Annotated in this window: 28 protein-coding genes; 22 read left to right on the top strand and 6 right to left on the bottom strand. The window is 73.4% G+C overall.

Annotation, left to right across the window (positions count from 1 at the left end; all coding sequences use genetic code 11):
* The first annotated feature begins 47 nt into the window (after positions 1-47).
* From leuC to IEX42_RS05570, 3 genes are all read left to right on the top strand, one after another.
* Entirely contained in the window at positions 48-1,457 is a 1,410-nt protein-coding gene (gene leuC, locus IEX42_RS05580; RefSeq protein ID WP_188778902.1) for a 3-isopropylmalate dehydratase large subunit, read from the top strand.
* A gap of 59 nt (positions 1,458-1,516) precedes the next feature.
* The gene (gene leuD / locus IEX42_RS05575) at positions 1,517-2,116 is read left to right on the top strand and encodes a 3-isopropylmalate dehydratase small subunit (RefSeq protein WP_188778901.1); all 600 of its coding nucleotides are present in this window, start codon (positions 1,517-1,519) and stop codon (positions 2,114-2,116) included.
* A 68-nt stretch (positions 2,117-2,184) separates the two neighbouring features.
* Positions 2,185-2,823, top strand: coding sequence for an HU family DNA-binding protein (locus tag IEX42_RS05570; protein ID WP_188778900.1), 639 nt, complete (start codon positions 2,185-2,187; stop codon positions 2,821-2,823).
* A gap of 2 nt (positions 2,824-2,825) precedes the next feature.
* Here IEX42_RS05570 and cofC read toward each other — a convergent pair whose 3' ends face one another.
* Positions 2,826-3,431 carry a 2-phospho-L-lactate guanylyltransferase gene (gene cofC, locus IEX42_RS05565; RefSeq protein ID WP_229660622.1) on the bottom strand — a complete coding sequence of 202 codons (606 nt, stop codon included), beginning with the start codon at positions 3,429-3,431 and terminating at the stop codon, positions 2,826-2,828.
* Positions 3,432-3,519: 88 nt separating this feature from the next.
* Here cofC and IEX42_RS05560 point away from each other — a divergent pair, with 88 nt between their 5' ends.
* Positions 3,520-4,299 (top strand): lysophospholipid acyltransferase family protein, encoded by a 780-nt coding sequence (locus IEX42_RS05560; RefSeq protein WP_188778898.1) that lies wholly within the window; start codon positions 3,520-3,522, stop codon positions 4,297-4,299.
* Entirely contained in the window at positions 4,296-5,297 is a 1,002-nt protein-coding gene (locus IEX42_RS05555; protein WP_188778897.1) for an NAD(P)H-dependent glycerol-3-phosphate dehydrogenase, read from the top strand. Before IEX42_RS05560 ends, IEX42_RS05555 begins: the two co-directional genes overlap by 4 nt.
* Before the next feature lie 4 nt (positions 5,298-5,301).
* Here IEX42_RS05555 and IEX42_RS05550 read toward each other — a convergent pair whose 3' ends face one another.
* Positions 5,302-6,393 (bottom strand): trans-sulfuration enzyme family protein, encoded by a 1,092-nt coding sequence (locus IEX42_RS05550; RefSeq protein ID WP_188778896.1) that lies wholly within the window; start codon positions 6,391-6,393, stop codon positions 5,302-5,304.
* 44 nt (positions 6,394-6,437) lie between these two features.
* Between IEX42_RS05550 and IEX42_RS05545 the strand changes: the two genes are divergently transcribed.
* Positions 6,438-7,568 (top strand): D-alanine--D-alanine ligase family protein, encoded by a 1,131-nt coding sequence (locus IEX42_RS05545; RefSeq protein ID WP_188778895.1) that lies wholly within the window; start codon positions 6,438-6,440, stop codon positions 7,566-7,568.
* A gap of 11 nt (positions 7,569-7,579) precedes the next feature.
* Here the strand turns inward: IEX42_RS05545 and IEX42_RS05540 are convergent, their stop codons facing one another.
* Both IEX42_RS05540 and IEX42_RS05535 read right to left on the bottom strand, forming a co-directional pair.
* Positions 7,580-8,065 (bottom strand): DUF3515 domain-containing protein, encoded by a 486-nt coding sequence (locus IEX42_RS05540; protein ID WP_188778894.1) that lies wholly within the window; start codon positions 8,063-8,065, stop codon positions 7,580-7,582.
* A gap of 21 nt (positions 8,066-8,086) precedes the next feature.
* Positions 8,087-8,323 (bottom strand): Lrp/AsnC ligand binding domain-containing protein, encoded by a 237-nt coding sequence (locus tag IEX42_RS05535; protein WP_188778893.1) that lies wholly within the window; start codon positions 8,321-8,323, stop codon positions 8,087-8,089.
* 114 nt (positions 8,324-8,437) lie between these two features.
* Here IEX42_RS05535 and IEX42_RS05530 point away from each other — a divergent pair, with 114 nt between their 5' ends.
* Complete coding sequence (locus IEX42_RS05530) at positions 8,438-9,427, top strand: thiamine-phosphate kinase (protein ID WP_229660621.1); 990 nt, start codon at positions 8,438-8,440, stop codon at positions 9,425-9,427.
* Between the two features lie 71 nt (positions 9,428-9,498).
* Here the strand turns inward: IEX42_RS05530 and rpmB are convergent, their stop codons facing one another.
* The gene (gene rpmB / locus IEX42_RS05525; RefSeq protein ID WP_188778892.1) at positions 9,499-9,684 is read right to left on the bottom strand and encodes a 50S ribosomal protein L28; all 186 of its coding nucleotides are present in this window, start codon (positions 9,682-9,684) and stop codon (positions 9,499-9,501) included.
* 162 nt (positions 9,685-9,846) lie between these two features.
* Between rpmB and fakA the strand changes: the two genes are divergently transcribed.
* The 8 genes from fakA to mutM all read left to right on the top strand — a co-directional run bounded on the left by fakA (position 9,847) and on the right by mutM (position 17,340).
* Positions 9,847-11,493 carry a DAK2 domain-containing protein gene (gene fakA, locus IEX42_RS05520; RefSeq protein WP_308422200.1) on the top strand — a complete coding sequence of 549 codons (1,647 nt, stop codon included), beginning with the start codon at positions 9,847-9,849 and terminating at the stop codon, positions 11,491-11,493.
* A gap of 23 nt (positions 11,494-11,516) precedes the next feature.
* On the top strand, positions 11,517-13,700 hold the full coding sequence (locus IEX42_RS05515) for an ATP-dependent DNA helicase RecG (RefSeq protein ID WP_229660620.1): 2,184 nt from the start codon (positions 11,517-11,519) through the stop codon (positions 13,698-13,700).
* Positions 13,697-14,263: a 16S rRNA (guanine(966)-N(2))-methyltransferase RsmD gene (gene rsmD / locus IEX42_RS05510; RefSeq protein WP_188778891.1), complete on the top strand. Its 567-nt coding sequence runs from the start codon at positions 13,697-13,699 to the stop codon at positions 14,261-14,263. Before IEX42_RS05515 ends, rsmD begins: the two co-directional genes overlap by 4 nt.
* A 26-nt stretch (positions 14,264-14,289) precedes the next feature.
* The gene (gene coaD, locus IEX42_RS05505; RefSeq protein ID WP_188780926.1) at positions 14,290-14,778 is read left to right on the top strand and encodes a pantetheine-phosphate adenylyltransferase; all 489 of its coding nucleotides are present in this window, start codon (positions 14,290-14,292) and stop codon (positions 14,776-14,778) included.
* Between the two features lie 69 nt (positions 14,779-14,847).
* Entirely contained in the window at positions 14,848-15,516 is a 669-nt protein-coding gene (locus IEX42_RS05500) for a YceD family protein (RefSeq protein ID WP_229660619.1), read from the top strand.
* A 2-nt stretch (positions 15,517-15,518) separates the two neighbouring features.
* Positions 15,519-15,704 carry a 50S ribosomal protein L32 gene (gene rpmF, locus IEX42_RS05495; protein ID WP_188778890.1) on the top strand — a complete coding sequence of 62 codons (186 nt, stop codon included), beginning with the start codon at positions 15,519-15,521 and terminating at the stop codon, positions 15,702-15,704.
* On the top strand, positions 15,646-16,458 hold the full coding sequence (gene rnc, locus IEX42_RS05490) for a ribonuclease III (protein WP_444543237.1): 813 nt from the start codon (positions 15,646-15,648) through the stop codon (positions 16,456-16,458). The genes rpmF and rnc overlap by 59 nt, the downstream gene beginning before the upstream one ends.
* Before the next feature lie 3 nt (positions 16,459-16,461).
* On the top strand, positions 16,462-17,340 hold the full coding sequence (gene mutM, locus IEX42_RS05485) for a bifunctional DNA-formamidopyrimidine glycosylase/DNA-(apurinic or apyrimidinic site) lyase (protein WP_188778889.1): 879 nt from the start codon (positions 16,462-16,464) through the stop codon (positions 17,338-17,340).
* Here the strand turns inward: mutM and IEX42_RS05480 are convergent.
* Positions 17,324-17,728, bottom strand: a complete 405-nt coding sequence (locus IEX42_RS05480) for a hypothetical protein (RefSeq protein ID WP_229660618.1) — start codon at positions 17,726-17,728, stop codon at positions 17,324-17,326. The genes mutM and IEX42_RS05480 overlap by 17 nt on opposite strands.
* 163 nt (positions 17,729-17,891) lie before the next feature.
* On the opposite strand from IEX42_RS05480, the gene IEX42_RS05475 reads away from it, so the two are divergent.
* The 7 genes from IEX42_RS05475 (at position 17,892) to IEX42_RS05445 (ending at position 26,362) form a co-directional block, all read left to right on the top strand.
* Positions 17,892-18,080, top strand: coding sequence for a hypothetical protein (locus tag IEX42_RS05475; protein ID WP_188778888.1), 189 nt, complete (start codon positions 17,892-17,894; stop codon positions 18,078-18,080).
* Positions 18,081-18,128: 48 nt separating this feature from the next.
* Entirely contained in the window at positions 18,129-21,713 is a 3,585-nt protein-coding gene (smc, locus tag IEX42_RS05470) for a chromosome segregation protein SMC (protein WP_188778887.1), read from the top strand.
* A 27-nt stretch (positions 21,714-21,740) separates the two neighbouring features.
* Positions 21,741-23,048, top strand: coding sequence for an MFS transporter (locus tag IEX42_RS05465; RefSeq protein WP_188778886.1), 1,308 nt, complete (start codon positions 21,741-21,743; stop codon positions 23,046-23,048).
* 66 nt (positions 23,049-23,114) lie between these two features.
* Positions 23,115-23,312: a hypothetical protein gene (locus IEX42_RS05460; protein ID WP_188778885.1), complete on the top strand. Its 198-nt coding sequence runs from the start codon at positions 23,115-23,117 to the stop codon at positions 23,310-23,312.
* Positions 23,313-23,340: 28 nt separating this feature from the next.
* Positions 23,341-24,288 (top strand): glycosyltransferase family 2 protein, encoded by a 948-nt coding sequence (locus tag IEX42_RS05455; protein WP_188778884.1) that lies wholly within the window; start codon positions 23,341-23,343, stop codon positions 24,286-24,288.
* Positions 24,285-24,644, top strand: coding sequence for a hypothetical protein (locus IEX42_RS05450; RefSeq protein ID WP_188778883.1), 360 nt, complete (start codon positions 24,285-24,287; stop codon positions 24,642-24,644). The genes IEX42_RS05455 and IEX42_RS05450 overlap by 4 nt, the downstream gene beginning before the upstream one ends.
* Positions 24,641-26,362, top strand: coding sequence for a glycosyltransferase (locus IEX42_RS05445; RefSeq protein WP_188778882.1), 1,722 nt, complete (start codon positions 24,641-24,643; stop codon positions 26,360-26,362). Before IEX42_RS05450 ends, IEX42_RS05445 begins: the two co-directional genes overlap by 4 nt.

Here is a 26,362-nt window from a genome sequence, read left to right as displayed (position 1 = left end):
TGCGTGCGTCACAGCGTCGCACGCACGGACCGTCGAGGAGGGCAGCAGTGGGCAAGACCCTGGCAGAGAAGGTGTGGGACGAGCACGTCGTCCGCTCGGCGGCGAACGAGCCGGACCTGCTCTTCATCGACCTCCACCTCGTCCACGAGGTGACCTCGCCGCAGGCCTTCGAGGGTCTGCGGCTCGCCGGTCGGCGGGTACGCCGACCCGACCTCACGATCGCCACCGAGGACCACAACATCCCCACGGTCGACCTCGACAAGCCGATCGCGGACCCGGTGAGTCGTACCCAGGTCGAGACCCTGCGCAGGAACGCCGAGGAGTTCGGCGTACGCCTGCACGCGCTGGGCGACGACGACCAGGGGATCGTGCACATCATCGGCCCCCAGCTCGGGCTGACCCAGCCCGGCGCCACCATCGTGTGCGGCGACTCCCACACCTCGACCCACGGCGCCTTCGGGGCGATCGCGTTCGGGATCGGCACCTCCGAGGTCGAGCACGTGCTCGCCACGCAGACGCTCCCGCAGGCCAAGCCGAAGACGATGGCGGTCACGGTCGACGGCTCGCTGCCCGAGGGCGTCACCGCCAAGGACCTCGTCCTCACGCTGATCGCGCAGGTCGGCACCGGGGGAGGGCAGGGGTACATCGTCGAGTACCGCGGGCAGGCCATCCGCGAGCTCTCGATGGAGGGCCGCATGACGATCTGCAACATGAGCATCGAGTGGGGCGCCAAGGCGGGGATGGTCGCTCCGGACCAGACCACCTTCGACTACGTGCAGGGCCGGCCCAGCGCACCGACCGGCGCGGAGTGGGACGCCGCGGTCGAGCACTGGCGGACCCTGCGCACCGATGACGACGCGGTGTTCGACGAGGAGGTCGTCCTCGACGCCTCGACGATGACGCCGTTCGTCACCTGGGGCACCAACCCGGGCCAGGGTGTGCCGCTCGGCGCGTCGGTGCCCGCGCCCGAGGACTTCGAGGAGGAGAACGACCAGGTCGCCTGCCGCAAGGCGCTGTCGTACATGGACCTCCAGGCCGGTACCCCGATGCGCGACGTCGCGGTCGACACCGTCTTCCTCGGCTCCTGCACCAACGCCCGGATCGAGGACCTGCGCGCGGCTGCCGACGTGCTCCGCGGCCGGTCGGTCGCCGAGGACACCCGGATGCTCGTCGTCCCCGGCTCCGTCCGGGTCCGGCTGCAGGCCGAGGACGAGGGGCTCGACGTCGTGTTCAAGGACGCGGGGGCCGAGTGGCGCGGTGCCGGCTGCTCGATGTGCCTGGGCATGAACGCCGACACGCTCGAGCCCGGGGAGCGCTGCGCGTCGACCTCGAACCGCAACTTCGAGGGTCGCCAGGGCAAGGGCGGGCGCACCCACCTCGTGTCGCCGCTGGTCGCCGCCGCCACCGCGGTGCGGGGCACGCTCTCGTCTCCCGCGGACCTCGCGCCGGTCGAGTGAGGTACGAGCTCGATCAGCAGGCGCGAGTCGACACCTCGGCACTCTCGAAGGAGCATCTGATGGAGAAGTTCACCACCCACACCGGTGTCGCCGCGCCGCTGCGCTCGAGCAACGTCGACACCGACCAGATCATCCCGGCGGTCTACCTCAAGCGGGTCGCCCGGACCGGGTTCGAGGACGCGCTGTTCGCGGCCTGGCGCGACGACCCCGACTTCGTCCTCAACCAGCCCGAGTACGCCGGCTCGACCGTGCTCGTCGCCGGCCCCGACTTCGGTACGGGGTCCTCGCGCGAGCACGCGGTGTGGGCGCTGATGGACTACGGCTTCCGGGTCGTGATCAGCAGCCGGTTCGGTGACATCTTCCGCACGAACTCCGGCAAGGCCGGGCTGCTCGCCGCGCAGGTCGACCAGAAGGTCGTGCAGCGGATCTGGGACCACCTCGCCGAGCACCCGGGCGCGAGCGTCACCGTCGACCTCGAGTCGCGCACCGTACGGGCCGGCGAGGGCGTCGAGGCGATCGAGGACTCCTTCGACATCGACGACTACACCCGGTGGCGCCTGATGGAGGGTCTCGACGACATCGGCATCACGCTGGGCCACGAGGACGACATCGCAGCCTTCGAGGCCACGCGGCCGACATGGAAGCCTGCGACGCTCTGACCCGCTAGCGTGCCGTCGTACGACGGGCGCGGCCGCGCTCGGCTGAGCATCATCCACGAGGAGTCATCGTGAACAAGTCAGAGCTCATCGACACCTTGGCCGCCCGCTTCGAGGGCAACCGCAAGGCAGCCGCCCATGCGCTGGAGTCGGTCCTCGACACCATCACGCGCGAGGTCGCTCGCGGGGAGAAGGTGGCGATCACGGGGTTCGGGTCGTTCGAGAAGCGGGTGCGCGACGCCCGGTGGGTACGCAATCCCGCCACCGGCGAGCGGATCAAGGCGCAGGCGACCGCCATCGCGAAGTTCAAGCCGGGCGCCGAGCTGATGGGCGTCGTCTCGGGGGCCCGCAAGCTGCCCGAGAACGCCATCGCCGCCGCCTCGGACCTGCTGCCGGGCGCGATCAGCGACCGGCTCCCGGCGAAGAAGTCGACCGCGAAGAAGACCACGTCGTCCGCCACGGCGTCGTCGCCCGCGAAGAAGTCGTCCGCGGCCAAGAAGTCGTCGCCCGCGGCGAAGAAGTCGTCCGCGGCGAAGAAGTCGCCCGCGGCGAAGAAGTCGTCGCCGGCGAAGAAGTCGACCACCGCGAAGAAGTCGTCGCCGGCGAAGAAGTCGACCACCGCGAAGAAGTCGACGGCGGCGAAGAAGACGTCGCCGGCGAAGAAGACGACCTCGGCCACGACGTCGACGCCCGCGACGAAGTCCTCCTGACCTCAGGCCTCCAGCGCGGCCCGGGTGCGGGGGCCCAGCCCCAGCGCCCGAGCCGCGTCGAGGTCCGCGAGGGTGTCGACGTCGCGGCGCAGCGTGGGTGCCTGGATCCCGACCTCGGCCAGCCCGAGAGCCGCGTGGGCCGCGCGGGAGCCCGGGCCGAACGCGCTGCGGAACGGGCCGGCGCACGCCACGAGCGTGGTGCCCGTGCCCTCGGCGTCGGGGACGAACGCCTCGCCCGCGCCGAGCGCCGCCGAGAGCGCCCGGTCCAGGTCCGAGGGGATCAGGCACGGGAGGTCGCCGAGCATGGCGGCCACCGGACCGCCCTCGCCCACCGCAGCGGCCGCACGGTGCAGGGCGCGGTTCAGGTCCCCCTCCCCCTCGTCGGGCAGGGGCGTCACTCCCAGCAGCCGGGCGGCCGAGGTCAGCTCCTCGTCGTCACCGACCAGGTGCACCCGACGTACGAGCGCGCTCTCGCGCGCCGCTGCCATCGCGTCCAGCGCGAACGCGCGCACCAGCGCGGGCCGACCCTCGGCGGCCAGCCGGGTCTTGGCGAGGCCGGGGTCCTTGACCGGGACGAGCAGGGCGTACCCGATGCCCGGATCACTCACCGGGCCCGTCGTCGCCTCCACCGGCCCGATCGTGCCAGTTAGGGTGAGTCCTGCACGTCCCGCCCACCCCCGAGGAGACCCGCGCACCATGGCTCGTCAGCGCCGTCTGGACCAGAAGCGCGGCTGGGCCTTCGGGTTGGCCGCCTTCGTGGTGAAGCCGGTCCTGCTGGCGCTGACCAAGCGGGACTGGCGCGACGGGATGAAGGTCCCCGCGACCGGGGGCTGCGTGGTCGCGGTCAACCACCTCTCCCACGTCGACCCGCTGACCCTCGCGCACTTCTTCTACGACCACGGCCGGATCGTCCGCTACCTCACCAAGCAGGAGCTGTTCACGGTGCCGTTCGTCGGACGCGTCGCCACCGACGCGGGACAGATCCCGGTCGCGCGCGCCAGCCACGACGCGCTGCACTCCTTCGACGCCGCGGTCCGAGCGGTCGAGTCCGGCGAGCTGGTCGCGTTCTACCCCGAGGGCACCATCACGCGCGACCCCGACCTGTGGCCGATGCGCGGCAAGCTCGGTGCCGCCCGGGTGGCCCTGCTGACCGGGTGCCCGGTCGTCCCGGTCGGGCACTGGGGAGTGCAGGAGCTGCTGCCGCCGTACGGCAAGCCGGACCTGCTGCCGCGCAAGACGATCAGGGTCAAGGCCGGCGACCCGGTCGAGCTCGACGACCTGCGCGAGCGCGTCGGGGACCAGACGCCGTCGCGCGAGGTGCTCGAGGAGGCCACCGACCGGATCATGGCGGCCATCACGGCGCTGGTCGCCGAGCTGCGCGACGAGACGGCGCCCGCCGAGCGCTTCGACCCCCGCAAGGCAGGGGTGCGGGCGTACGGCAACCCGAACAAGCGCGCGCAGGACGGCGGGGCGTGAGCCGGGTCGCGGTCTTCGGCGCGGGGTCGTGGGGGACGGCGTTCTCCGTCGTCCTCGCCGACGCCGGTCACGACGTCACCGTCTGGGGGCGCCGTGAGGAGGTCTGCACGACGATCCGCGAGAAGCACGAGAACACCGAGTACCTCCCCGGCGTCCGGCTGCCCGACACCGTCACCGCCACCCCCGACCCGGCCCGCGCGCTCGACGGCGCGGAGTGGATGGTCCTCGCCGTCCCCTCGCAGAGCCTGCGAGAGAACCTCGCGCAGTGGTCGGCACTCGTCCCCGACGACACCGTCCTGGTCTCGTTGATGAAGGGCGTCGAGCTGGGCTCGCTGAAGCGGATGAGCGAGGTGATCGCCGAGGTCGGCGGCGTCGACGCCGAGCGGATCAGCGTGGTCAGCGGCCCCAACCTGGCGGCACCGATCGCCGGGAGGGAGCCGGCCGCGTCGGTCGTCGCCTGTGCCGACGAGGAGGTCGCGCTGCGGCTGCAGGACCTGGTCCACACGCGCGCGTTCCGGCCGTACACCTCCACCGACGTGGTCGGCTGCGAGATCGGCGGTGCCTACAAGAACGTCGTCGGGCTGTGCGTCGGGATGGCCGTCGGACTGGGGTTCGGCGACAACACGACCGCCTCGCTGATCACCCGCGGCCTCGCCGAGACCGCACGGATGGCGATGGCGCTCAGTGCCGACCCGCTCACGCTGATGGGGCTGGCCGGACTGGGCGACCTGGTGGCGACGTGCTCCTCGCCGCTCTCCCGCAACCGCACGTTCGGCGAGAAGCTCGGCCGGGGGATGACCACCGAGGAGGTGGTCGCCTCCACCCGACAGGTCGCCGAGGGCGCCAAGTCCTGTGCCTCGATCCGCGACCTGGCGCGGCAGATCGGTGTCGACGCGCCCGTCGCCGAGGCGGTCACCGAGGTGGTGCAGGGCCGGATGCAGGCCCAGGACATGGTCGAGGCGTTCATCGAGCGCGCCACGAAGCACGAGCGCGACTGAGGACCTACCTGGTCGCGGCACCCCCGTCGGCTGCGTGGTCCAGGGCCTGCGCCAGGTCGGCCCAGAGGTCCTCGACGTCCTCGATGCCCACCGACAGCCGGATCAGCGACTCGTCGATGCTCGCCGCCTCGGTCGCGTAGCGGCGGCGCCGCTCCAGCGTCGACTCCACACCGCCCAGGCTGGTCGCCGGGATCCACAGCCGGGTCGCGGCGACCACCCGGTCGGCCGCGTCGGCGCCGTCGTGCAGCTCGATCGCCACGATGCTGCCGAACCCGGGGTACCGGACCCGAGAGACCGCCGGGTGCGCGCCCATGCGCTGCACCAGGTCGGCGGCGTTGCTCCCGGCGCGCTCGACCCGGAGCGCGAGGGTGCGCATCCCGCGCAGGGCGAGGTACGCCTCCACGGCACCCGGCACCCCGCCGGCCAGCGTGCGTGCGTGGGCGAGCGCCTCGTACAGCTCGTCGTCGCGGGTGACCACCGCGCCCATCAGCAGGTCGGAGTGACCCGCGATCAGCTTCGTCGCCGAGTGGACCACCAGGTCGGCCCGCTGCTCCAGCGGACGCTGCAGCAGCGGCGTGGCGAAGGTGTTGTCCACCGCGACCCAGGCGCCGGCGGCGTGCGCGGCCTCGATCAGCCGCGGCAGGTCGGCGACCTCGAGAGCAGGGTTCGTCGGGGACTCCAGCCAGACGAGAGCGGCGTCGGCGCAGGCCTCGGCCGCGGCGGCGGTGTCCTCGACGTCCACCCGGCGGACCCGGAGGCGACCACGTGCCTCCAGGTCGTCCAGCCGTTGCAGGCTGCCCTGGTAGGCGTGCTGCGGCACGACGACGAGGTCGCCGACCGCGACCAGGTCCAGCACGGTCGAGACCGCTGCCATCCCGCTGGCGAAGGCCAGCGCCCGGCCCCCCTCCAGGGCGCCCAGCGCATCCTCGAAGGCGGTCCAGCTGGTGTTGCCGACGCGGCCGTACTCGACCTCGCCACCCGCGACGTAGGTCGACGCCAGCTCGATCGGGGTGTTCAGCGGGGCACCGGGCACGCGTGGCGGCCGGCCCGCGGTGACGACGGTGGTACGGGGCGCGTGCGCTCGGTCCTCGGGCATGTGCGTCAGCCTAGGGACCGCCCGCGCCGGTAGGGTCGGCCGGGATGAGCGAGACTCCCACGCCCCGCGTCCGGCCGCGCGTCGCCGTCGTCTTCGGCGGTCGGTCCAGCGAGCACGGCATCTCCTGCGTCACCGCCGGGAGCGTGCTCGCGGCGATCGACCCCGAGGAGTACGACGTCGTCCCGATCGGCATCGCGCACGACGGCCGATGGGTGCTGGAGGCCGGTGAGCCCGAGCGCCTGGCGATCGGTGCCGGCGGCGCGCTGCCGCAGGTCGACGCGGCGCGACCCGTCGTACGCCTCGACCAGGACGGCGGCGCCCTGACCGTCCAGCCGCCGGGCGAGGTGCCGCGGGCGCTCGGAGAGGTCGACGTCGTCCTCCCGCTGCTGCACGGGCCCTTCGGCGAGGACGGCACCCTGCAGGGGCTGCTCGAGCTCGCCGACGTGGCGTACGTCGGCGCCGGTGTCCTGGCCTCCGCGGTCTCGATGGACAAGCACTACATGAAGGTCGTGCTCCGCTCGGCCGGGCTGCCCGTGCTCCCGCACGTGCTGGTCACCCCCCGCGGCTGGGAGCAGGACCGCGAGGCGTGCCGCGAGAGCGTGCGCGCGCTCGGCTACCCGGTCTTCGTCAAGCCGTGCCGCGGCGGGTCGAGCATGGGGATCAGCAAGGTGCGCGACGAGTCCGGCCTCGACGCCGCGATCGAGACGGCCCGTGAGCACGACCCGCGGGTGCTGGTCGAGAGCTTCTCGGGGCCGGGTGCCCGTGAGATCGAGTGCGGCGTGCTCGAGACCGAGGACGGTCGAGGCGTGAGCACCAGCGTCGCCGCCGAGATCCTGGTCGGGGGCGAGCACGAGTTCTACGACTTCGCCGCGAAGTACCTCCCCGAGGAGGCCACCGACCTCCACGTCCCGGCCGACCTGGAGGAGGACACGGAGGCCGAGATCCGGCAGTACGCCGCCGAGGCCTTCCTCGCGCTGGGCATCGAGGGCCTCGCCCGGGTCGACTTCTTCGTCCAGGACGGCGGCCGCGTGGTGATCAACGAGGTGAACACGATGCCGGGCTTCACCCCGACCTCGATGTTCCCGCGGATGTGGGCCGCGTCGGGAGTCGAGTACCCGACGCTCGTACGCCGCCTGCTGACGCGTGCGCTGGCCCGGGGGACCGGCCTGCGCTGAGCCGTCGTCGGTCAGCGGCAGCGACCGACCTCGCGGGTGTGCGCGCGCACCGCGGGGGCGAGGTCGGTCATCACGTCCACCGGCGGTCGCTGCGACGCCGGCACGGTGACCTGCAGCCGGGGCGAGCGCCCGATGGTGGTCATCACGACGTCGGCGGACTGGTCCTCGATCTGGTCGCGGGGGACGTACCAGCCGATCCCCGCGGTCTCCTGGCACATCCCGAAGGGGTCGTAGTCGGCCGGCGTCGAGACCCCGCAGGTGAGCACCGTCGCGGGGTCGCCCCAGGCCGCACCGCGCGACGGGGTGTCGACCTCGACGCGGTCGCGGTCGGCGACCCGCTCCGGGAGTGCGGCGGTCAGGGATGCACACGCCTTCCTCGCTGCGGGCGAGAGGGAGGGGCCGTCGATGCGGACGTCACTGCCGCGGAGCACCAGGACGACCGCGAGGACGACGGCGGCGGCGACGACGGCGGCGAGGACGGCCGCGGCCGGGCTCACCCTCCGCCTGCGGGGCACCGCTCAGATGTGGACGACGGGGCAGGTGAGCGTACGGGTGATGCCCGGCATGGTCTGCACCTTCGCGACCACCATCTTGCCGAGCTCGTCGACGTTGCCGGCCTCCGCACGCACGATCACGTCGTAGGGCCCGGTCACGTCCTCGGCGAGGATGACGCCCTTGAGGTTCGTGATCTCGGCGGCCACCTCCGCGGCCTTGCCGACGTCGGTCTGGACCAGGATGTAGGCCTGCACCACCATGTGCGACTCCTTCGTCTCGTACGCCGGCCTGCGGCCGACCCGCGCAACCTACACGCTCGCGGGGTGCCGTCCGCCACACCCCTCGTGCGCAGCCCGGCTGGTTGGATGGCGGGCGTGAGCCCGCCCGACCGCGTACCCGACCCTCCGCCCGACCCCCCTCGCGGCACGACCGTCGCCCAGCTCGGCGAGTTCGGCCTGATCGGGCATCTCGGCCCGCGGTTCGCCCAGGGGGCGCACGTCTTCGTGGGGCCCGGGGACGACGCCGCGCTGCTGCGTACGCCGCAGGGGCACGTGGTGGTCTCCACCGACCTGCAGGTCGAGGGACGCCACTTCCGTCGCGAGTGGGCCACGGCCCGCGACATCGGCCACAAGGCGGCCGCCCAGGCACTGGCGGACGTCACGGCGATGGGCGGTCGCACCCACTCCGTCACCGTCGGCCTGGCCACGCCCGGCGACCTCGAGGCGCAGTGGGCGCTGGACCTCGCCGACGGCATCGCCGAGGAGTGCGCGCAGGTCGGCGCCAGTGTGGTCGGCGGTGACCTGACCCGGGCCGACCAGGTGATGATCGCGCTCACCGTGATCGGCGCGTGCGAGGTCGCACCGGTCCTGCGCACGGGCGCGCGACCCGGTCAGGTGCTCGCGCTGGCGGGGCGGCAGGGCTGGGCGGCCGGCGGGCTTGCCGTGCTCGGGCGCGGCTTCCGCTCGCCACGGGCGCTGGTGGAGGCCTTCTGGCGACCGGCGCCGCCGTACGACGCAGGGCCGCAGGCGGCGAAGGCCGGCGCGACGGCGATGATCGACGTCTCCGACGGACTGGTCGCCGACGTCGGTCACATCGCCACCGACTCCGGGGTCCGCATCGACGTGCAGACCTCCGCCTTCGAGCTCGCCGAGCCCTTCCACGCCGTCGCCGCCGCCCTCGGGGTCGACCCGATGCGCTTCGTCCTCGGCGGCGGAGACGACCACGCGCTGGTCGCGACGTACGACTCCCTCGACGCCGTGCCGGACGGCTGGCGCGTGATCGGCTCGGTGCTGGCGGGGGAGGGCGTCACCGTCGACGGCCAGGACTACGACGGTGACCGCGGCTGGGACCACTTCGCGCAGTGACCGGGCTCCGACGGGCATGACGACGGCCCGGGCGGACCAGGAGGTCCGGCCGGGCCGCGGGGTTCAGAGCGTCAGCGCGAGACCTTGCCGGCGCGCAGGCAGCCGGTGCAGACGTTCATCCGCTTGGGTGCGCCGTTGACGACGGCGCGGACGCGCTGGATGTTGGGGTTGAACCGGCGCTTGGTGATCTTGCGCGACCACGGCCGGTTGTGACCGAAGCCGGGCTTCTTGGCGCAGATGTCGCAGACGGCAGCCACCGTGCACTCCTCGGGTGAAAGACGATCGGGTCGAAGGGCCCGACGGCACGACCGTGCTCGGGCAACCGCACAAGACTAACGCCCCGGCCGCGCCCGACGAAATCGTCCGACCCTGCCGGTAGTCTCGCCCGGCGGTCCGAGAGCGGGAAGGGGAGGCAGCACGTGGGCGAGGAGCAGCAGGAGATGCCCGTGGATCCCGCGGTCGCCACTCTCGCGCGCTTCGCTGACCTGGCCGTCGACGCGCTGGGGGAGGCGCGCGAGCAGGTCGACGCGCTCAACGTCTTCCCGGTCGCCGACGCCGACACCGGCACCAACATGTTCCTGACCCTCGAGGCGGCTCGTGACGCGCTGGACGAGCGGCTGGCCGCGGACCGCTCCTGCGCGCGCCACGACGCGTTCGCGACGTACTCCCGCGCCGCCCTCCTCGGCGCTCGCGGCAACTCCGGGGTGATCCTCAGCCAGCTGCTCGGCGGGGCGCTCCGGGCGCTGGGCGCGGCCGGAGCCGACGACCGACCCGCGGACGTCCTCGCCGAGGCGCTGCGCACCGCCGCCGACAAGGCGTACGCCGCCGTGGGCACGCCCGTCGAGGGGACCGTCCTGACCGTGGCCCGTGCCGCGGCCTCGGTCGCTGCCGATCGTGCGAGCGGGGCCACCCTGGCCTCCGTCCTGCGTGCCGCCGTGACCGCGGCGGAGGAGGCGCTGGAGCGGACCACCGGCCAGCTGCCGGCGCTGCGGGAGGCCGGGGTCGTCGACGCGGGCGCGCTCGGGCTGTGCCTGGTCCTCGCCGCGGCCGAGCGGGCGGTGACGGGTCGGCGCTCGACGCGGCCCACGGTCCGCCGGCCGGCGCCGCCGTGTCCTGAGGGTGCGGGGGACACCCGGGAGGGCCCGGCGTACGAGGTGATGTACCTCCTCGAGGCGACTCCGCGTGCCGTCGAGGAGCTGCGCTCGTCCCTCGCGGCGCTGGGCGACTCGCTGGTCGTCGTCGGCGACGACGACCAGGTCGGGGACGGCCTGTGGCACGTCCACGTCCACGTCGACGACGCCGGTGCGGCCGTCGAGGCGGGCATCGCCGCAGGCACTCCGCGCAGGATCCGGATCACCCACCTCGGCCGCGGCACAGCCGTGCAGGCGGTGCGGGCCTCGCGCCAGGGCCGCAGGGTCCTCGCCGTCTCCGCCGGGCCCGGGTTGGCGGAGGTGTTCGCGGAGGCCGGCGCCGTCGTGGTCGAGGGCGGCCCCGGTCGTCGGCCCGGGACCGCCGAGCTCCTCGACGCCGTGGCCGGGTGCGGCGGGGCCGAGGTGGTGCTGCTGCCCAACGACCCGCAGACGCAGGTGCTGGCCGAGGCCGCCGCCCGGGAGGCGGTCGACCTCGGGGTGAAGGCCGTCGTGGTGCCGACCAGCGCGCAGGTGCAGGGGATCGCGGCGCTGGCTGTCCACGACCCCAGCAGGAGGCTGGAGGCCGACGTCGTCGCGATGACCTCCGCGGCCCGCCACACCCGCCACGGGGCGGTGACCGTGGCGTCGCGCCGGGCGATGACCTCCGTCGGGCCGTGCGAGCCCGGCGACGTGCTGGGTGCGATCGAGCACGACTTCGTCGTCGTGGGGCACGACGTGGAGGGCGTCACCCGCGACCTGCTGGGTCGTCTGCTCGACAACGGCGGTGAGCTGGTGACCCTGGTGCCGGGGGTCGACGGCCCGGGTGGCCTGACCGCCCGCGTCGAGGCCTGGGTGTCTCACGCCCACCCCGGCGTCGACGTGTGCGTCCACGAGGGCGGGCAGGAGCGCTACCCGCTCCTGCTGGGCGTCGAGTGAGCGCGTAGGCGGAGAGGACAGCAGTGCCCGAACGGATCACCTGGCAGGCGCCGATCGCGTCGGTGGCCGGCAAGGACGCGGCCAAGGTCGAGAAGGCCCTCGGCCTCCACACCGTCGGCGACCTGCTGCTGCACTACCCGCGCAGCTACGTCGCCAAGGGCACGCTCTCGGACCTCTCCGACCTGTCGCAGGGGGACTTCATCAGCATCTTCGGACAGGTCACGCGGTGCGACCTCAAGCCGTACACCGACCGGCGCACCCACCGTGAGGCCTACCGGGTCCTCGTCACCGTCAAGGGCAGCGACGGGGCGCTGGCGATGACCTTCTTCGACCGCAAGCGCAGCGTGGCCACGTGGCGGCTGGAGGAGTACGCCATCGGCTCCTACGGTCTCTTCTCCGGCAAGCTGAACTGGTTCAACGGCCAGTGGGAGCTGACCAACCCGAGGTCGAAGACGTTCAAGGCCGAGGGCGACGCGTCTGCGGCGTACGACGACGTCCCCGACCTCGTCCCGATCTACCCCGCGGCCGGCAACGTCGACACCTGGCACGTCCAGGACGCGGTGGCGCTCGCGCTGGACCTGGTCGACCACGTCCCCGACCCGCTGCCCGACGGGCTGCGCGAGCGGCTGGGTCTGCTCGATGCCCGGGGCGCGCTGCGGCGCATCCACCGTCCGGCCGACCACCGGGAGCTGGGTGCCGCGCGCAAGCGACTCAAGCTCGACGAGGCGTTCGTCACCCAGGTGACCCTCGCGCTGCGCCGCCGGGAGAGCGCGGAGCGCACCACGACCGCCCGGCCGGCGCTGCCCGGCGGTCTGCTGGAACGCTTCGACGAGCGGCTGCCGTTCACGCTCACCGACGGACAGCGCCAGGTCAGCGACACCCTGCTCGACGACCTCGCCGGCAGCCACCCGATGCACCGGCTGCTCCAGGGCGAGGTCGGGTCGGGCAAGACCGTGGTCGCGCTGCGGGCGATGCTGCGGGTGGTCGACGCGGGCGGTCAGGCGGTGCTGCTGGCGCCGACGGAGGTGCTCGCGCAGCAGCACGCGCGCTCGGTCACCGCGCTCCTCGGCGATCTCGCGCTGGACGAGATGAGCCGCGGTGGGCTGCTCGGCAGCGAGGACGGCACCCGGGTCGCCCTGCTCACCGGTTCGATGCGCACGGGGCAGCGGCGCCAGGCGATGCTCGACGCGGCCTCCGGCGAGGCGGGGATCGTGATCGGCACCCACGCGCTGCTCGAGGACGAGGTGAGCTTCGCCGACCTCGGTCTGGTGGTGGTCGACGAGCAGCACCGCTTCGGGGTCGAGCAGCGGGCCGCGCTCGGCGCGAAGTCGGCTCGACCGCCGCACGTGCTGGTGATGACGGCGACACCCATCCCGCGCACGGTCGCGATGACCGTCTTCGGGGACCTCGACACCCTGGTGCTCTCGGAGCTGCCGAAGGGGCGCGGCGAGGTGCAGACGACGCTGGTCCCGCGGGCCAACCCCGCCTGGCTGGACCGCGCCTGGGAGCGGGTCCGCGAGGAGGTCGCCGCCGGCCGGCAGGCGTACGTCGTCTGCCCGCGCATCGGTGACGAGCTCCCCGCCGAGGACGACGTCGAGCTGGCGTCGGTCGAGGAGCAGGCGGAGCTGCTGGCCGTCGGTCCGCTCTCGGGGCTGCGGGTCGAGCGCATGCACGGACGGATGCCCGCGGACGCCAAGGACGCCGTGATGACCGCCTTCGCCGCGGGCGAGATCGACGTGCTGGTCTCGACCACCGTGATCGAGGTCGGCGTCGACGTGCCCAACGCCACGGTGATGGTGATCCTCGACGCCGAGCGGTTCGGGGTCTCCCAGCTGCACCAGCTGCGCGGCCGGATCGGCCGTGGCGGGCACGCCGGGCTGTGCCTGCTGGTGACCGGCGCCGACCCGGGGTCCACCTCGCTGGAACGGCTCTCCGCCGTCGCGGCGACCAGGGACGGGTTCGAGCTCTCCGAGGTGGACCTCCGGCTGCGCCGCGAGGGCGACGTGCTCGGCGCGGACCAGTCGGGCCGTCGCCGTACCCTCCGGCTGCTGTCGGTCCTCGACGACGCCGACGTCATCGTGCAGGCCCGTGAGCTGGCAGAGGAGCTGGTCGCCACCGACCCCGAGCTGGCGACCGCGCCCGACCTCCGTGCCGAGGTCGGCGCCCTGGAGGAGTCCAGCCGCGCCGACTTCCTGGGCAAGACGTGACGCGGCTGATCGGCGGCACGCACGGTGGCCGCCGGCTCCGTACGCCGCCAGGGGACCGCACCCGCCCGACCTCCGACCGCGTCCGCGAGGCGCTGTTCTCCGCGCTGGAGTCCCGGCTCGGGGGGCTGGCCGGCCTGCGGGTCCTCGACCTGTACGCCGGCTCCGGTGCCCTGGGGCTCGAGGCCGCCTCGCGCGGGGCCGCGGACGTGGTGCTCGTCGAGTCCGACCGGCGTACGGCGGGGATCGCCCGCCGCAACGCCGCCGACGTCGGGCTGAGCGCGTCGGTCCAGTCGCGCCCGGTCGAGCGCTACCTCGCCGACGCCGACCCGGTCCCCGTGCACCTGGTGCTGGCGGACCCGCCGTACCCGCTCGGCAACGACGACGTGGTCGCCGTCCTGGGCCTGCTCCTCGAGCGCGGCTGGCTCGCTCCGGACGCGGTGGTGGTGCTCGAGCGGTCCGCACGGGACCGGGAGCCGGACTGGCCCGAGGGCCTGCAGCGCGAGCGCGCGAAGGAGTACGGCGAGACCGTGCTGTGGTGGCTGGCGCCCGATCCGGCACGATGACACGCATGAGCACCTCTCACCGTGCCGTGCGCCGCGCCGTCTGCCCGGGCTCCTTCGACCCGGTGACCAACGGCCACGTCGACATCGTCCAGCGGGCCGCGGGCCTGTTCGACGAGGTCTTCGTCGCGGTCGGGGTCAACCGCTCGAAGTCCTCCTCGCGGCTGTTCACCCCCGAGGAGCGGATGGCGATGCTGGAGCAGGCCTGCGGACACCTCGACAACGTCCGGGTCGCCGGCTTCGAGGGTCTCCTCACCGACTTCTGCGCCGAGAACGACGTGGCCGCCATCGTGAAGGGCCTGCGGGCGGTCACCGACTTCGACTACGAGCTGCAGATGGCGCAGATGAACGCCTCGCTGACCGAGGTCGAGACGGTCTTCGTGCCGACCAGCCCGGAGTACTCCTTCCTGGCCTCCAGCCTGGTCAAGGAGGTGGCCCGGTTCGGTGGCGACGTCTCCGGTCTGGTGCCGCCGCTCGTGCTCGAGGCACTGACCGCCCGGCTGGCCGAGCGGGCGTGAGTTTGGCCGTGCCGTGACACGCCGATACGATTCGACAGTTCTGTCTGCAACTCGTCCGGAAGTGAAGCCTTGAGCACCCAGCAAGGTCTGGACCCGCGGTCGCCGCTCGTGCTCGACACCCGTGAGCTCGGTCGGCGTCCCGGCAACCAGCGCACGATGAGCTTCCGTGCCGAGGCGCCGCCAGAGCTGGGCATCGAGGTCCTCAGTGTCCCCGAAGGTGCGCCGGTCGAGATCGACCTGCGCCTGGAGGCGGTCATGGAGGGGGTGCTCGTCACCGGGGAGGCTCGCGCCGACCTGGAGGGCGAGTGCGTGCGCTGTCTGGAGCCGATCGAGGACACCGTCACGATCGACTTCACAGAGCTCTTCGAGTACGACGACCCCGACACCCGACGCAGCGCGCGCCGGGAGGTCGAGGACGCCGACGTCGAGGACGATGTCCGCCGGCTCGAGGACGACCTGCTCGACCTCGAACCGGTGCTGCGCGACGCGGTGGTGCTCGCACTGCCGTTCCAACCGCTGTGCCGGGACGACTGTCCCGGGCTGTGCCCCGAGTGCGGGGCACGCCTGGCAGACGACCCGGACCACGTCGAGCGGGCCCACGAGGACCCGATCGACCCTCGGTGGTCGGGCTTGCAGCAGCTCGGTGACCGGCTCAAGGAGGCCGGTGTGGCGACGGACGAAAGCCCGGAACCACCCGCAGACCCGAATTCCCGACCCTCGTCCTCACCCAAGGAGTAACCGTGGCTGTCCCGAAGCGGAAGATGTCGCGCAGCAACACGCGCCACCGCCGTTCTGCCTGGAAGACCACCGCGCCGTCGCTGGTGACCTGCAGCAACCCGGCCTGCGGCCAGAAGCACCTGCCGCACCGTGCGTGCCCCGAGTGCGGCCAGTACGGCGCCAAGGGCGACCGCCGCCAGGTCATCTGAACACCTCCCGGTCCTGGGCGAGCAGAGCAGTCCCGACCCGGTCGCCGAGCACGGCGACCGGGCAGATCTGCGTGCCCACCTGGGTGAGCCCGACCTCGACCCCGACCTGCTCGAGCTCGCGCTGACCCACCGGTCCTACGCGTACGAGAACGGCAACCTGCCGACCAACGAGCGCCTGGAGTTCCTCGGGGACTCGGTGCTCGGCGTCGTGGTGACCGAGACGCTCTACCGCACCCACCCCGACCTGCCGGAGGGGGTGCTGGCCAAGCTGCGTGCAGCCGTGGTCAACGCGCGGGCGCTGGCCGGCGTCGCGCGCACGATCGGCCTCGGCGAGCACATCCACCTCGGCCGTGGTGAGGAGTCCACCGGCGGTCGGGAGAAGGCCTCGATCCTCTCCGACACCGTCGAGGCGGTGATCGGTGCGACGTACCTCTCCGGCGGCGCCGACGCCGCCACACCGCTGGTCCACCTGCTCTTCGACCCGCTGCTCGCCGACGCCGCGCGGCTCGGGGCCGGGCTGGACTGGAAGACCAGCCTGCAGGAGCTGTCCTCCTCGCTGAGCCTCGGCGTGCCCGAGTACGTCGTCACCGACGAGGGCCCCGACCACGACAAGACCTTCACCGCGCGGGTCCGCATCGAGGACCGCCTGCACGGCCACGGCGTCGGCCGGTCGAAGAAGGAGGCCGAGCAGCAGGCCGCCGCGTCGGCGTACGAGACCCTCAGCGCCGAGGCCGCGACCGTCCCCGAGGACTGAGCAGTGCCCGAGCTGCCCGAGGTCGAGGTCGTCCGGCGCGGTCTCGAGGCGCACGTGCTCGACCGCGCGGTCGCAGGCGTCGAGGTGCTGCACCCCCGGCCCGTTCGCCGTCACCTCGCCGGTCCCGCCGACTTCGCCGCCCGGCTGACGGGGAGACGGTTCACCGCTGCTCGGCGACGGGGGAAGTACCTCTGGCTGCCGCTGGACACCGGCGACGCCCTGCTCGCCCACCTCGGGATGAGCGGGCAGATGCTGGTCCAGCCCGCGGACGCGCCCGACGAGCGGCACCTGCGGGTGCGGGTCCGGTTCGTGGACAGCGACGCAGGGGGCCCCGAGCTGCGCTTCGTCGACCAGCGCATGTTCGGGGGGCTGTCGTACGCCGAGGGCGGCGCCACGCTGCCGCACGAGATCGCGCACATCGCCCGCGACCCGCTGGACACCGACTTCGACGAGGCGGACGTGATCGCGCGCGTCCGGCGCCGCACGTCCGGCATCAAGCGGCTGCTCCTGGACCAGGGGTTGGTCTCGGGGGTGGGCAACATCTACGCCGACGAGGCGCTGTGGCGCGCCCGGCTGCATGGCGAGCGTCGTGGCGACCGGCTGCGCCGTGCCGACGTCGCCGAGGTGCTCGACGCGGTGCGCGCGGTGATGACCAGCGCGCTCGACCAGGGCGGGACGTCCTTCGACGCGCTGTACGTCAACGTCAACGGCGAGAGCGGCTACTTCGACCGCTCGCTGCACGCGTACGGCCAGGAGGGCGAGCCGTGCGCGCGGTGCGGCACCCCGATCCGGCGGGTGGCGTTCATGAACCGGTCGTCGTACTTCTGCCCGACCTGTCAGAAGCCGCCGCGCAGCCGCCGACCGGTCAGCCGAGTTCCGTGAAGCAGTCCTCTCCGGGGCGCCAGCACATCCAGGCCGCGTCGGCGAAGCCGCCGAGCAGAGCGATCTCGGGGCCGGTCAGCTCCTCGCGGCTCGGGTTGATCACGATCGTGCCGGTGCCGACCCCGATGCGGAGTCCGAGGCCGCTCGCCTCTGCCGTGCCGACCACCTCGTACCCGACGAGCGAGCGCAGCGCATCGGCGTAGCCCGGTGCTCCGTCACGAACGGGCCCGCGGGCCGGGAGCTCGACGAGCGGCATCGCCTGACAGGTCAGCGCGGCCTGGTCGGCCGCGTCGTCGAACCGGACCACGACGTAGTCGAGGACGAACTCGACCGAGAAGAGTCTCATCCCGACCAGTCGACCGAGCAGCTCGTTCGGGACGTGTGGCACGGCGGGGAGTCTGCCAGCCGGCGTGACCGGTCCGCCGTGCCGACGCGAGGACGCGGCTTCGCCGAGATCGGCCCGGCAGGTGGGCTCGCGCGGCGTTCGACACCCCGCCCGCGGCCGTGAGACATTGGACGACGGTCCACCTCACACCACCGAAAGGTCCCCCATGGCCAAGGCACTCCTCGGGCACACCGGTGCCGCGGACCCCCGCGTGACCGCTCGCCTGGCCGCCGACAACCGGCTCCTGCGCCAGCGCGTCGCGGACCTCGAGGCGTACGTCCTGCGTCTGCAGGCCGAGAACGACCAGCTCGCGGCCGCCGCGCGCGCCGACGACGAGGCTCTCCTGCCCCTGTGACCCGGATAGGGTGAGGCGCTCCCTCACCCGTCCGGAAGGCCCCTGCACGTGTACCTCAAGACGCTCACGATGCGGGGGTTCAAGTCGTTCGCGTCGGCGACGACCCTGCAGCTCGAGCCGGGCATCACCTGCATCGTCGGCCCCAACGGGTCGGGCAAGTCCAACGTCGTCGACGCGCTCGCCTGGGTGATGGGTGAGCAGGGCGTGAAGTCCCTGCGCGGCGGAAAGATGGAGGACGTCATCTTCGCCGGCACCTCCGGCCGCTCGCCGCTGGGCCGGGCCGAGGTGCAGCTGACCATCGACAACGCCGACGGGGCGCTGCCCATCGAGTACGCCGAGGTCACGATCAGCCGGACGATGTTCCGCAACGGCGGGTCCGAGTACGCCATCAACGGCCAGGGCTGCCGGCTGCTCGACGTCCAGGAGCTGCTCAGCGACTCCGGCATCGGGCGCGAGATGCACGTGATCGTCGGGCAGGGGCAGCTCGACTCGATCCTGCACGCGACACCGGAGGACCGGCGCGGGTTCATCGAGGAGGCGGCCGGCGTCCTCAAGCACCGCAAGCGCAAGGAGAAGGCGCTGCGGAAGCTGGACGCGACCGAGGCCAACCTGCACCGGCTGGCCGACCTCACCACCGAGATCCGCCGGCAGCTCAAGCCGCTGGGCCGGCAGGCCGAGGTCGCCCGTCGGGCTGCCGTCGTCCAGGCCGACGCGCGCGACGCGCGGGCCCGGCTGCTGGCCGACGACCTGGCCGGTGCGCGAGAGGCCCTCGAGCAGGAGGTCGCCGACCACTCGGTGCTGGTCGAGCGCAAGGCAGAGGTCGAGCAGCTCATCACCCAGGCCCGTGAGCAGGAGTCGGCCCTGGAGGCCGCGCTGCGCGAGGACCTTCCCCAGCTCGCGAGGGCGCAGGAGACCTGGTTCGCCCTCTCGGGGCTCCGCGAGCGGGTGCGCGGCACCGAGGGGCTGGCCCGGGAACGTGTCCGCAGCGCCGTCGAGAACTCCGCGCAGTCGGCTGCAGCGATGGGCGAGGGGCGTCGCGACCCCGACCGGCTCGACGCCGAGGCCGAGGAGGTCGCCGGCCAGGAGCACGCCATCCGTGCCGAGGTCGAGGCCGGGCAGGAGGCGCTGGGCGGAGCCGAGAGGGCACGGGGCGAGGCGGAGTCCTCATACACCGCGGAGGAGCAGCGCGTCGCGGGTCTGCAGCGTGCGGCCGCCGACCGTCGCGAGGGGCTCGCGCGGCTGCACGGCCAGGTCAACGGGCTGCGCAACCGCGCCGCGGCCGCCGAGGACGAGGTGGGCCGGCTCGGCACCGCCCGGGACGCGGCGCAGGAGCGCGCCGAGCAGGCGCAGCGCGACTTCACCGCGCTGGAGACCCAGATCACCGGGCTCGACGAGGGCGAGGAGGGCCTGGACGCCGAGCACGAGCAGGCGACCGAGCAGCTGGCGTCGGTGGAGGCGCAGCAGACGGACGTACGAGCCCGGCTCACCGACGCCGAGCGTGAGCGGGCCGCGCTCGAGGCGCGGCACGACGCCCTGCAGGTCGGTCTCAACCGCAAGGACGGGGCGGGAGCACTGCTGGCCGCGAGCGACACCGTGTCCGGGATGCTCGGCTCGGTGGCGGCGCTGCTCTCGGTGCGCGCGGGCTACGAGGTGGCCGTCGCCGCGGCCCTCGGGGACGCCGCCGACGCCGTGGCGGTGCGGGACGCGGAGTCCGCCGTCGGCGCCATCCGGCGGCTGAAGGACGAGGACCTCGGCCGGGCCGGGATCCTGCTCGGCGGGCCGGGCGCCCCGGCGCCCGACGACCGGGACTGGCCGGGGCTGCCGGGGACGGCGACGTACGCCGTCGACCTCGTCGAGTGCCCCGCGGACGTCGAGGCGGACCTGCGTCCGGCCCTGGCCCGGATGCTGTTCAAGATCGCGGTCGTCCAGGACCTCGACGAGGCGCGCGCCCTGGTCGCCGCCTCGTCCGACGTCACCGCGGTGACGGTCGACGGCGATGTGCTCGGCGCGCACTACGCCTCGGGCGGGTCCACCTCGGCCCCGAGCCTGATCGAGGTGCAGGCGGCGGTCGAGGAGGCGAGCCAGAAGCTCGCCACGTCCGCCCACACGGTCGAGCGGCTGTCCTTCGAGACGCAGTCGCTCGACCAGCAGCGGCTCGACGCCGAGCACCGGGTGCAGGTCGCGCTGTCGAAGCTGCACGAGTCCGATGCGACGCTGGCCGCGGTCGCCGAGCGGCTGGGGCAGCACGGGTCCGCGGCGCGGTCGGCGCACGCCGAGGCGGACCGGCTGGCGGCCCAGATGCGGGCTGCCGAGGAGGCTCGGGAGTCGGCCGTCAGCGGGCTCGCCGACCTCGAGCAGCGACTCGCGCAGGCCGAGGACGCCCCCGAGGAGGAGCCGGACACGACTCACCGCGAGGAGCTCGCCCAGGCCGCCCGGGAGGCCCGGCAGAAGGAGATGGACGCGCGGCTCGCGCTACGCACCGCCGAGGAGCGCGGCCGGGCCCTGCAGGGACGCGCCGAGGCACTGCGCCGGCAGGCGACCGAGGAGCGCGAGTCCCGTGAGCGGGAGGTGCGCCGGCGCGAGCGTCTGGGCCGGCAGGCCGAGGTCGGTCGGGCGGTCGCCGCCGCCGCGGAGCAGGTGCTCGTCCGGCTCGAGCTGTCGGTCGAGGCGGCTGCCGCCGAGCGGCAGTCGGTCGAGGCGGGCCGGTCCGGTCGCGAGCGCGACCTGCGCGAGGTCCGCGACCGGCTGCGCGCTCTGGCCAAGGAGCTCGACGAGCTGACCGGGTCCCAGCACCGCGACGAGATGGCCCGCGCCCAGCAGCGGATGCGGATCGAGCAGCTCGAGGAGCGCGCCCTGGCCGAGCTGGGGCTCGACCCGGCCGGGCTCGTCGCCGACTACGGGCCGGACCAGCCGGTGCCGGTGGTGCTCGCCGAGGGCGACCTCGAGGAGGGGCAGGAGCCACCGCCACCCGCGCCGTACGACCGGGACGAGCAGCAGGCGCGGCTGCAGAAGGCGGAACGCGCCCTCGCCCAGCTCGGCCGGATCAACCCGCTGGCGCTGGAGGAGTTCTCGGCGCTGGAGGACCGGCACAAGTTCATCACCGAGCAGCTCGAGGACCTGCGCGGCACCCGCCGCGACCTGCTCGACATCGTCCGCGAGGTCGACGCCCGGGTGCAGCAGGTCTTCACCGAGGCGTACGCGGACGTCACGAAGGCGTTCGACGCCACCTTCGCCCGGCTCTTCCCCGGAGGGGAGGGGCGACTGGTGCTCACCGACCCCGACGACATGCTCGCGTCGGGTGTCGAGGTCGAGGCGCGCCCGGCGGGCAAGAAGGTCAAGCGCCTCTCGCTGCTCTCCGGTGGTGAGCGGTCGCTGGTCGCGGTGGCGTTCCTCGTGGCGCTGTTCAAGGCACGGCCCTCGCCGTTCTACATCCTCGACGAGGTCGAGGCGGCGCTCGACGACACCAACCTCGGCCGGCTGCTGGAGATCTACGAGGAGCTGCGCGAGAGCTCCCAGCTGCTGGTGATCACCCACCAGAAGCGGACGATGGAGGTCGGCGACGCGCTCTACGGGGTCACCATGCGCGGCGACGGCGTCTCGGCGGTGATCAGCCAGCGGCTGCGTGAGGAGTAGCCCTCACCGTCTGGTCTAATGTCTGCTGTGTCTATTGACATTAAGCAGACAGAGTCGCTCGACACCTCGGTCGTCCCCACCTCCCGCGTCGCGCTCGCCGCGTCGATCGGCGCCACCGTGGAGTGGTACGACTTCTTCCTCTACGGCTCGGCCGCGAGCCTGGTGTTCGGACCGCTGTACTTCTCCGGCCTCGACGGTGCGGCGGCCCAGCTCGCCGCCTTCGGCACGTTCGCCGTCGGGTTCGTCGCCCGGCCGGTCGGCGGGGTGCTCTTCGGGCACTGGGGTGACCGGGTCGGGCGCACGACGATGCTGATCTGGACGCTCGTCGTGATGGGCCTGGGCACGGCCCTGATCGGGCTGCTGCCGACGTACGACTCGATCGGGGTCTGGGCTCCCGTCCTGCTGGTCGTGCTGCGGGTCCTGCAGGGCATCGGCGTCGGCGGGGAGTACGGCGGAGCGGTGCTGCTGTGCACCGAGTTCTCGCCCCCGCAGCGGCGCGGGTGGTACGGCTCGTGGGCGCACATCGGCGTCCCCGGTGGGCTCCTGCTCGCGAGCGGGGCGTTCTCGCTGGCGGCGCTGCTCCCCGACGACGCATTCCTCGCCTGGGGCTGGCGGGCCTGCTTCCTGGCCAGCGTGGTGCTCCTCGCGATCGGCGCGCTCGTGCGCTCGCGGGTCATGGAGACCCCGGCCTTCGCGCAGGTGCAGGAGCGCAAGGAGGTGGCGAGCGTCCCGCTGGCTGAGCTGCTCCGCGCCCAGCCACGGACCCTGGTGCTGGCGATGGGGACCCGGCTGGTCGAGGGCTTCACGTACAACCTGTTCTCGGTCTACCTGCTGGCCTACGTCGTCGGCGAGCTGGGCAGGCCGCGGTCCTGGGCCCTCACCCCGATCCTGGTCGGGGCCGGAGTGGGGGTGGTCCTGGTGCTCGTCTGCGGCCGGCTCAGCGACCGGGTCGGCCGCAAGCCGGTCTACCGGGCGGGCGCGTGGGGAGCGCTGCTGTTCGCGTTCCCGGCGGCGTGGCTGGCGCAGACGGGGGAGCGCTGGGCGCTGGCGATCGTGTTCGTCGGCGGCCTCGGCGTGCTGTACGGCGCGATCTACGGTCCACTCGCCGCGTTCTGGGCGGAGCTGTTCGAGACCCGCTACCGGTTCACCGCGCTGAACACGATGTACCAGCTCTCCGGCGTCCTCGCCTCCGGCCTGACGCCGGTCATCGCGGCGTGGCTGGTCGTGCGCGGTGACGGGAGCCTGTGGCTGGTGGCGACGTACGCCGTCGTGGTCGCGGCGACGAGCCTGATCTGCGCGCGCGCCCTGCCGGAGACCAGGCCCTCGAGCGGATAGCATGAAGGTGTCGCGAGCTCCGCGCGACTCCTTCCCCACCTGCTCGTCTCGAGGTTGTGCTTCCCCATGATCTGGACCCTGCTGCTGATGTTCGCCGTCCTCGTCCTCGCCGGACTGGTCGCGCTGTACGTCGCCTTCCCGCACCGCGGCGAGGACATGCCGTACGCCCCCGGCCTCGGCAAGGCGATGAAGCAGGCCCGCAGCCGACTGCAGACCCTCGACGAGGACCAGGGCGAACGCCTGCAGCGACTGCAGCGCCGCTGACCCGTCCGGTGTGGGCTACGGTCCGTCCGTGACCGAGCGCACCGGGGCCGTGGTGCTCAACTTCGGCCCGCCCGACGACACGCTCGCCTGCCTGGACTCCCTCGAGCGGTCCGAGGACCTCGACCTGCGCATCGTGGTGGTCGACAACGGTCCGGAGTCGGGGGACCAGCACCACGCGCTGGCCGAGGGGATCGCCGGCCGTGCTGAGCTGGTGGCGACCGGCGCCAACCTCGGCTACGCAGCAGGCAACAACGTCGGCATCTCCCGGCTGCTCGACGCCGGCGTCGACCGGGTCTGGGTGCTCAACCCCGACACCCGGGCCGAGCCGTCGACGCTGGGACAGCTGGGCGCCCATCTCGACGCGGTTCCCGACTGCGCCGTGGTCGCGCCCCGGTTCCTCCTGCCGGGCGACCCGCCACGGATCTGGTTCGAGAGCGCGGAGGTCGACCGCGGCACGGCGGCGATCCGTCCCGACCACCTCAACCGCACCGAGGCCGAGTGCCCGCCGGGGCCGGCGCGGGACACCGACTACGTCGCCGGGGCGGGGATGCTGCTGCGGGCCGCGGCGCTGCGCGACGTCGGCATGCTGCCCGAGGACTTCTTCCTGTACTTCGAGGAGACCACCTGGTGCCTGTCCGCCGCGGACCTCGGCTGGCGGGTGATGGTGCTCCCCGAGGCACGGATGCTGCACCTCAAGCGGTCGGGCTCGGCGGTGCCGACGGCGTACTACGTTTACTACATGACCCGCAACCGGCTGCTCTTCGCCGAGCGGGTGCTGGGGATCGACCGCGACGAGGTCTTCGGACCCGTGCTCGAGACCTTCGAGCGCGATCTCCTCGTGCCCTGGCGTGCGCGGGTCGCCGCGCACGCACCGCACTGGCTGGAGACCTTCGAGGAGCTCGTACGCCGGGCCCTTCGTGACGCGCGTGCCGGGGTGACCGGCGGCGTCGACGGCATCGCGGCGGCGGCGTCGTGAGCGGGGCACCCGAGCACTCGCCGGACGAGGTGGCCGAGCTGCGGCGGCTGCTGGCAGAGGAGCGCCACCAGTTCATGACCGACCTCGAGGACTCGGTGGTGCTGGTCGAGGACACCCGTGCGGAGCTGGCCCGCGTCCGTGCCGAGCGCGACGGCCTGGCACAGGGGAGGGCCGACGCCCGGGAGCAGCGCGACCGCGCGCAGGCCCGGGTCAGGCGTCTGCTCGCCCAGCGGGACCGGCTGCGCAGGAGGCGTGACGCGCTTGAGGCCGAGCTCGCCGAGAGCATGGTCCGCGACAGCCGCGCCGTGCGCCTGACGGCGCGGCTGGTGCGCCGCGTGCGCAGGGTCAGGCGGTGACCTCGGTCACCGGGCAGTGGGTCCTGCTCTGCTCCGGAGACGACCGGAGCGTCGACGACGTCCGCGCCGCGCACGGCCTGGCCGACGCGCTCGTCGCGCGCGGCCACACGGTGCGGGTGCTGGAGCCGGCGCGCTGGCTCGAGGCGGACGGCGCTGACGTCGTGGTGGTCACGACGCCGGCGGCGGAACCGTCGTACGCAGCGAACGCCTGGAGGATCGCCTGGGTCGGCGAGCAGGTCGAGCGCTGGGCTGCCGCTCCCCACCTCCCGGCATACGACCAGGTGCTCGCGACCAGTCCGCTGTCCGCGGAGAGGTTGCGCCGGGCTACCGACCGTGCCGGCGAGGTGCTGATGCGCGGCTGCGACCCCGGTGCGACGGGTGCGGGCCCGGCGGACCCGGCACCGGACGAGGACGCCGCCCGCGGGACGGGTCACCTGTCCTGCGCGTGGCTCGCCTCGGTCGCGGCGGGGGAGACCCCCGAGACCGCCGGCCGGCTCGGGCTGCGTGCCGCGGGACTGCTGGGTCTCGACGCGGACGAGCGCCGGCGGACGGTGCGCGAGCGGCACGCGTGGGCGCGACGTGCAGAGGAGATCGTCCGCCTCGTCGAGGCCGGCCGGGGGCGAGGGCCGGCACCGCGCCACCCGGTGCACTTCTGGCCCGACTACACCTCGGGCAACCCGATCCAGTCGATGATGTACGCCGCGCTGGGCGACGTCGACGCCTATCCCGTCGCGGTGCCCGGGACGCTGGCCGACTGGCTGGAGCGTCGCACCCCGCGGGCACAGGGCCTCGTGCTGCACCTGCACTGGACGGCGCCGATCCTGCAGAACTGCCGCTCGGCCGTCGACGCGCTCGTCGCGCTGCGCCGGACGCTCACCGCCCTCGAGGGGTACGTCGGTGCGGGCGGTCGGATGGCATGGACCATCCACAACGTGCTGCCCCACGACGTGAAGTGGCGCTGGGCCGAGCTCGAGCTGGCCCAGTGGCTGGCCGACCACGCCGAGCGGGTCCACGTCATGGCGCCCGTGACCGTGCGCGAGGCCCGGCCCTTCTACGTCGTGGATCCTGCGCGAGTGGTCCAGGTCGACCTGTCGAGCTACGAGGGCGTGTACCCGCGCTGGATCGGGCGCCAGGAGGCTCGCCGTCGGCTCGGGCTCGAGCCGCACCACCGGGTGCTGACGGCGGTCGGCGGGATACGGGCGTACAAGGGCCTGAACCGGATGCTCGACGTGTTCGCCGCGATGGCGGCGGAGGACCCCGACCTTCGACTGCTGGTCGCCGGCCAGCCCTCGGGCGACGGGATCGAGGAGCTGCGCGAGCGGTGCGAGGCCGACCCCCGGGTGGTGGCCCGGTTCGGGTTCGTCGCCGACGCCGACCTGCAGGTGTGGATGCATGCCGCCGACCTGGCGGTCCTGCCCTACCGCGCGATCCTCAACTCGGCTGCGTTCACCCTCGCCCACACCTTCGGACTGCCGGTGGTCGGACCGGCGGCCGGTGGACTGCTGGAGTGGGACCACGTCGACCACGTCCGGCTCTTCGACCCCGCGGACGACGGGTCGCTCGAGGAGACGCTGCGTACCGCGGTGACGGACCTGGTGGTCGACGAGACCCGCGCCGCTCGGGCCCACGAGGCGGCGCGGGCGGCCTCGCTGCGCCTGCACCCGGACCGGATGGCCGACGGGCTGGCGGAGATGATCGGGTCGCTCGTGGTGGGATGA

Source organism: Marmoricola endophyticus, assembly GCF_014644415.1.
GTDB classification, from domain to species: Bacteria; Actinomycetota; Actinomycetes; order Propionibacteriales; family Nocardioidaceae; genus Marmoricola; species Marmoricola endophyticus.
Note: the sequence above shows the minus strand (reverse complement) of the source record. Positions and strands in the feature narration are given on the sequence as shown.

Excerpts from the sequence above, each read along its gene's own strand:
- IEX42_RS05475 (WP_188778888.1), top strand. The coding sequence starts at position 17,892 with ATGGCCAAGGCACTCCTCGGGCACACCGGTGCCGCGGACCCCCGCGTG.
- leuD (WP_188778901.1), top strand. The coding sequence starts at position 1,517 with ATGGAGAAGTTCACCACCCACACCGGTGTCGCCGCGCCGCTGCGCTCG.
- IEX42_RS05560 (WP_188778898.1), top strand. The coding sequence starts at position 3,520 with ATGGCTCGTCAGCGCCGTCTGGACCAGAAGCGCGGCTGGGCCTTCGGG.
- IEX42_RS05535 (WP_188778893.1), bottom strand. The coding sequence starts at position 8,323 with ATGGTGGTGCAGGCCTACATCCTGGTCCAGACCGACGTCGGCAAGGCC.
- IEX42_RS05545 (WP_188778895.1), top strand. The coding sequence starts at position 6,438 with ATGAGCGAGACTCCCACGCCCCGCGTCCGGCCGCGCGTCGCCGTCGTC.
- IEX42_RS05460 (WP_188778885.1), top strand. The coding sequence starts at position 23,115 with ATGATCTGGACCCTGCTGCTGATGTTCGCCGTCCTCGTCCTCGCCGGA.
- IEX42_RS05550 (WP_188778896.1), bottom strand. The coding sequence starts at position 6,393 with ATGCCCGAGGACCGAGCGCACGCGCCCCGTACCACCGTCGTCACCGCG.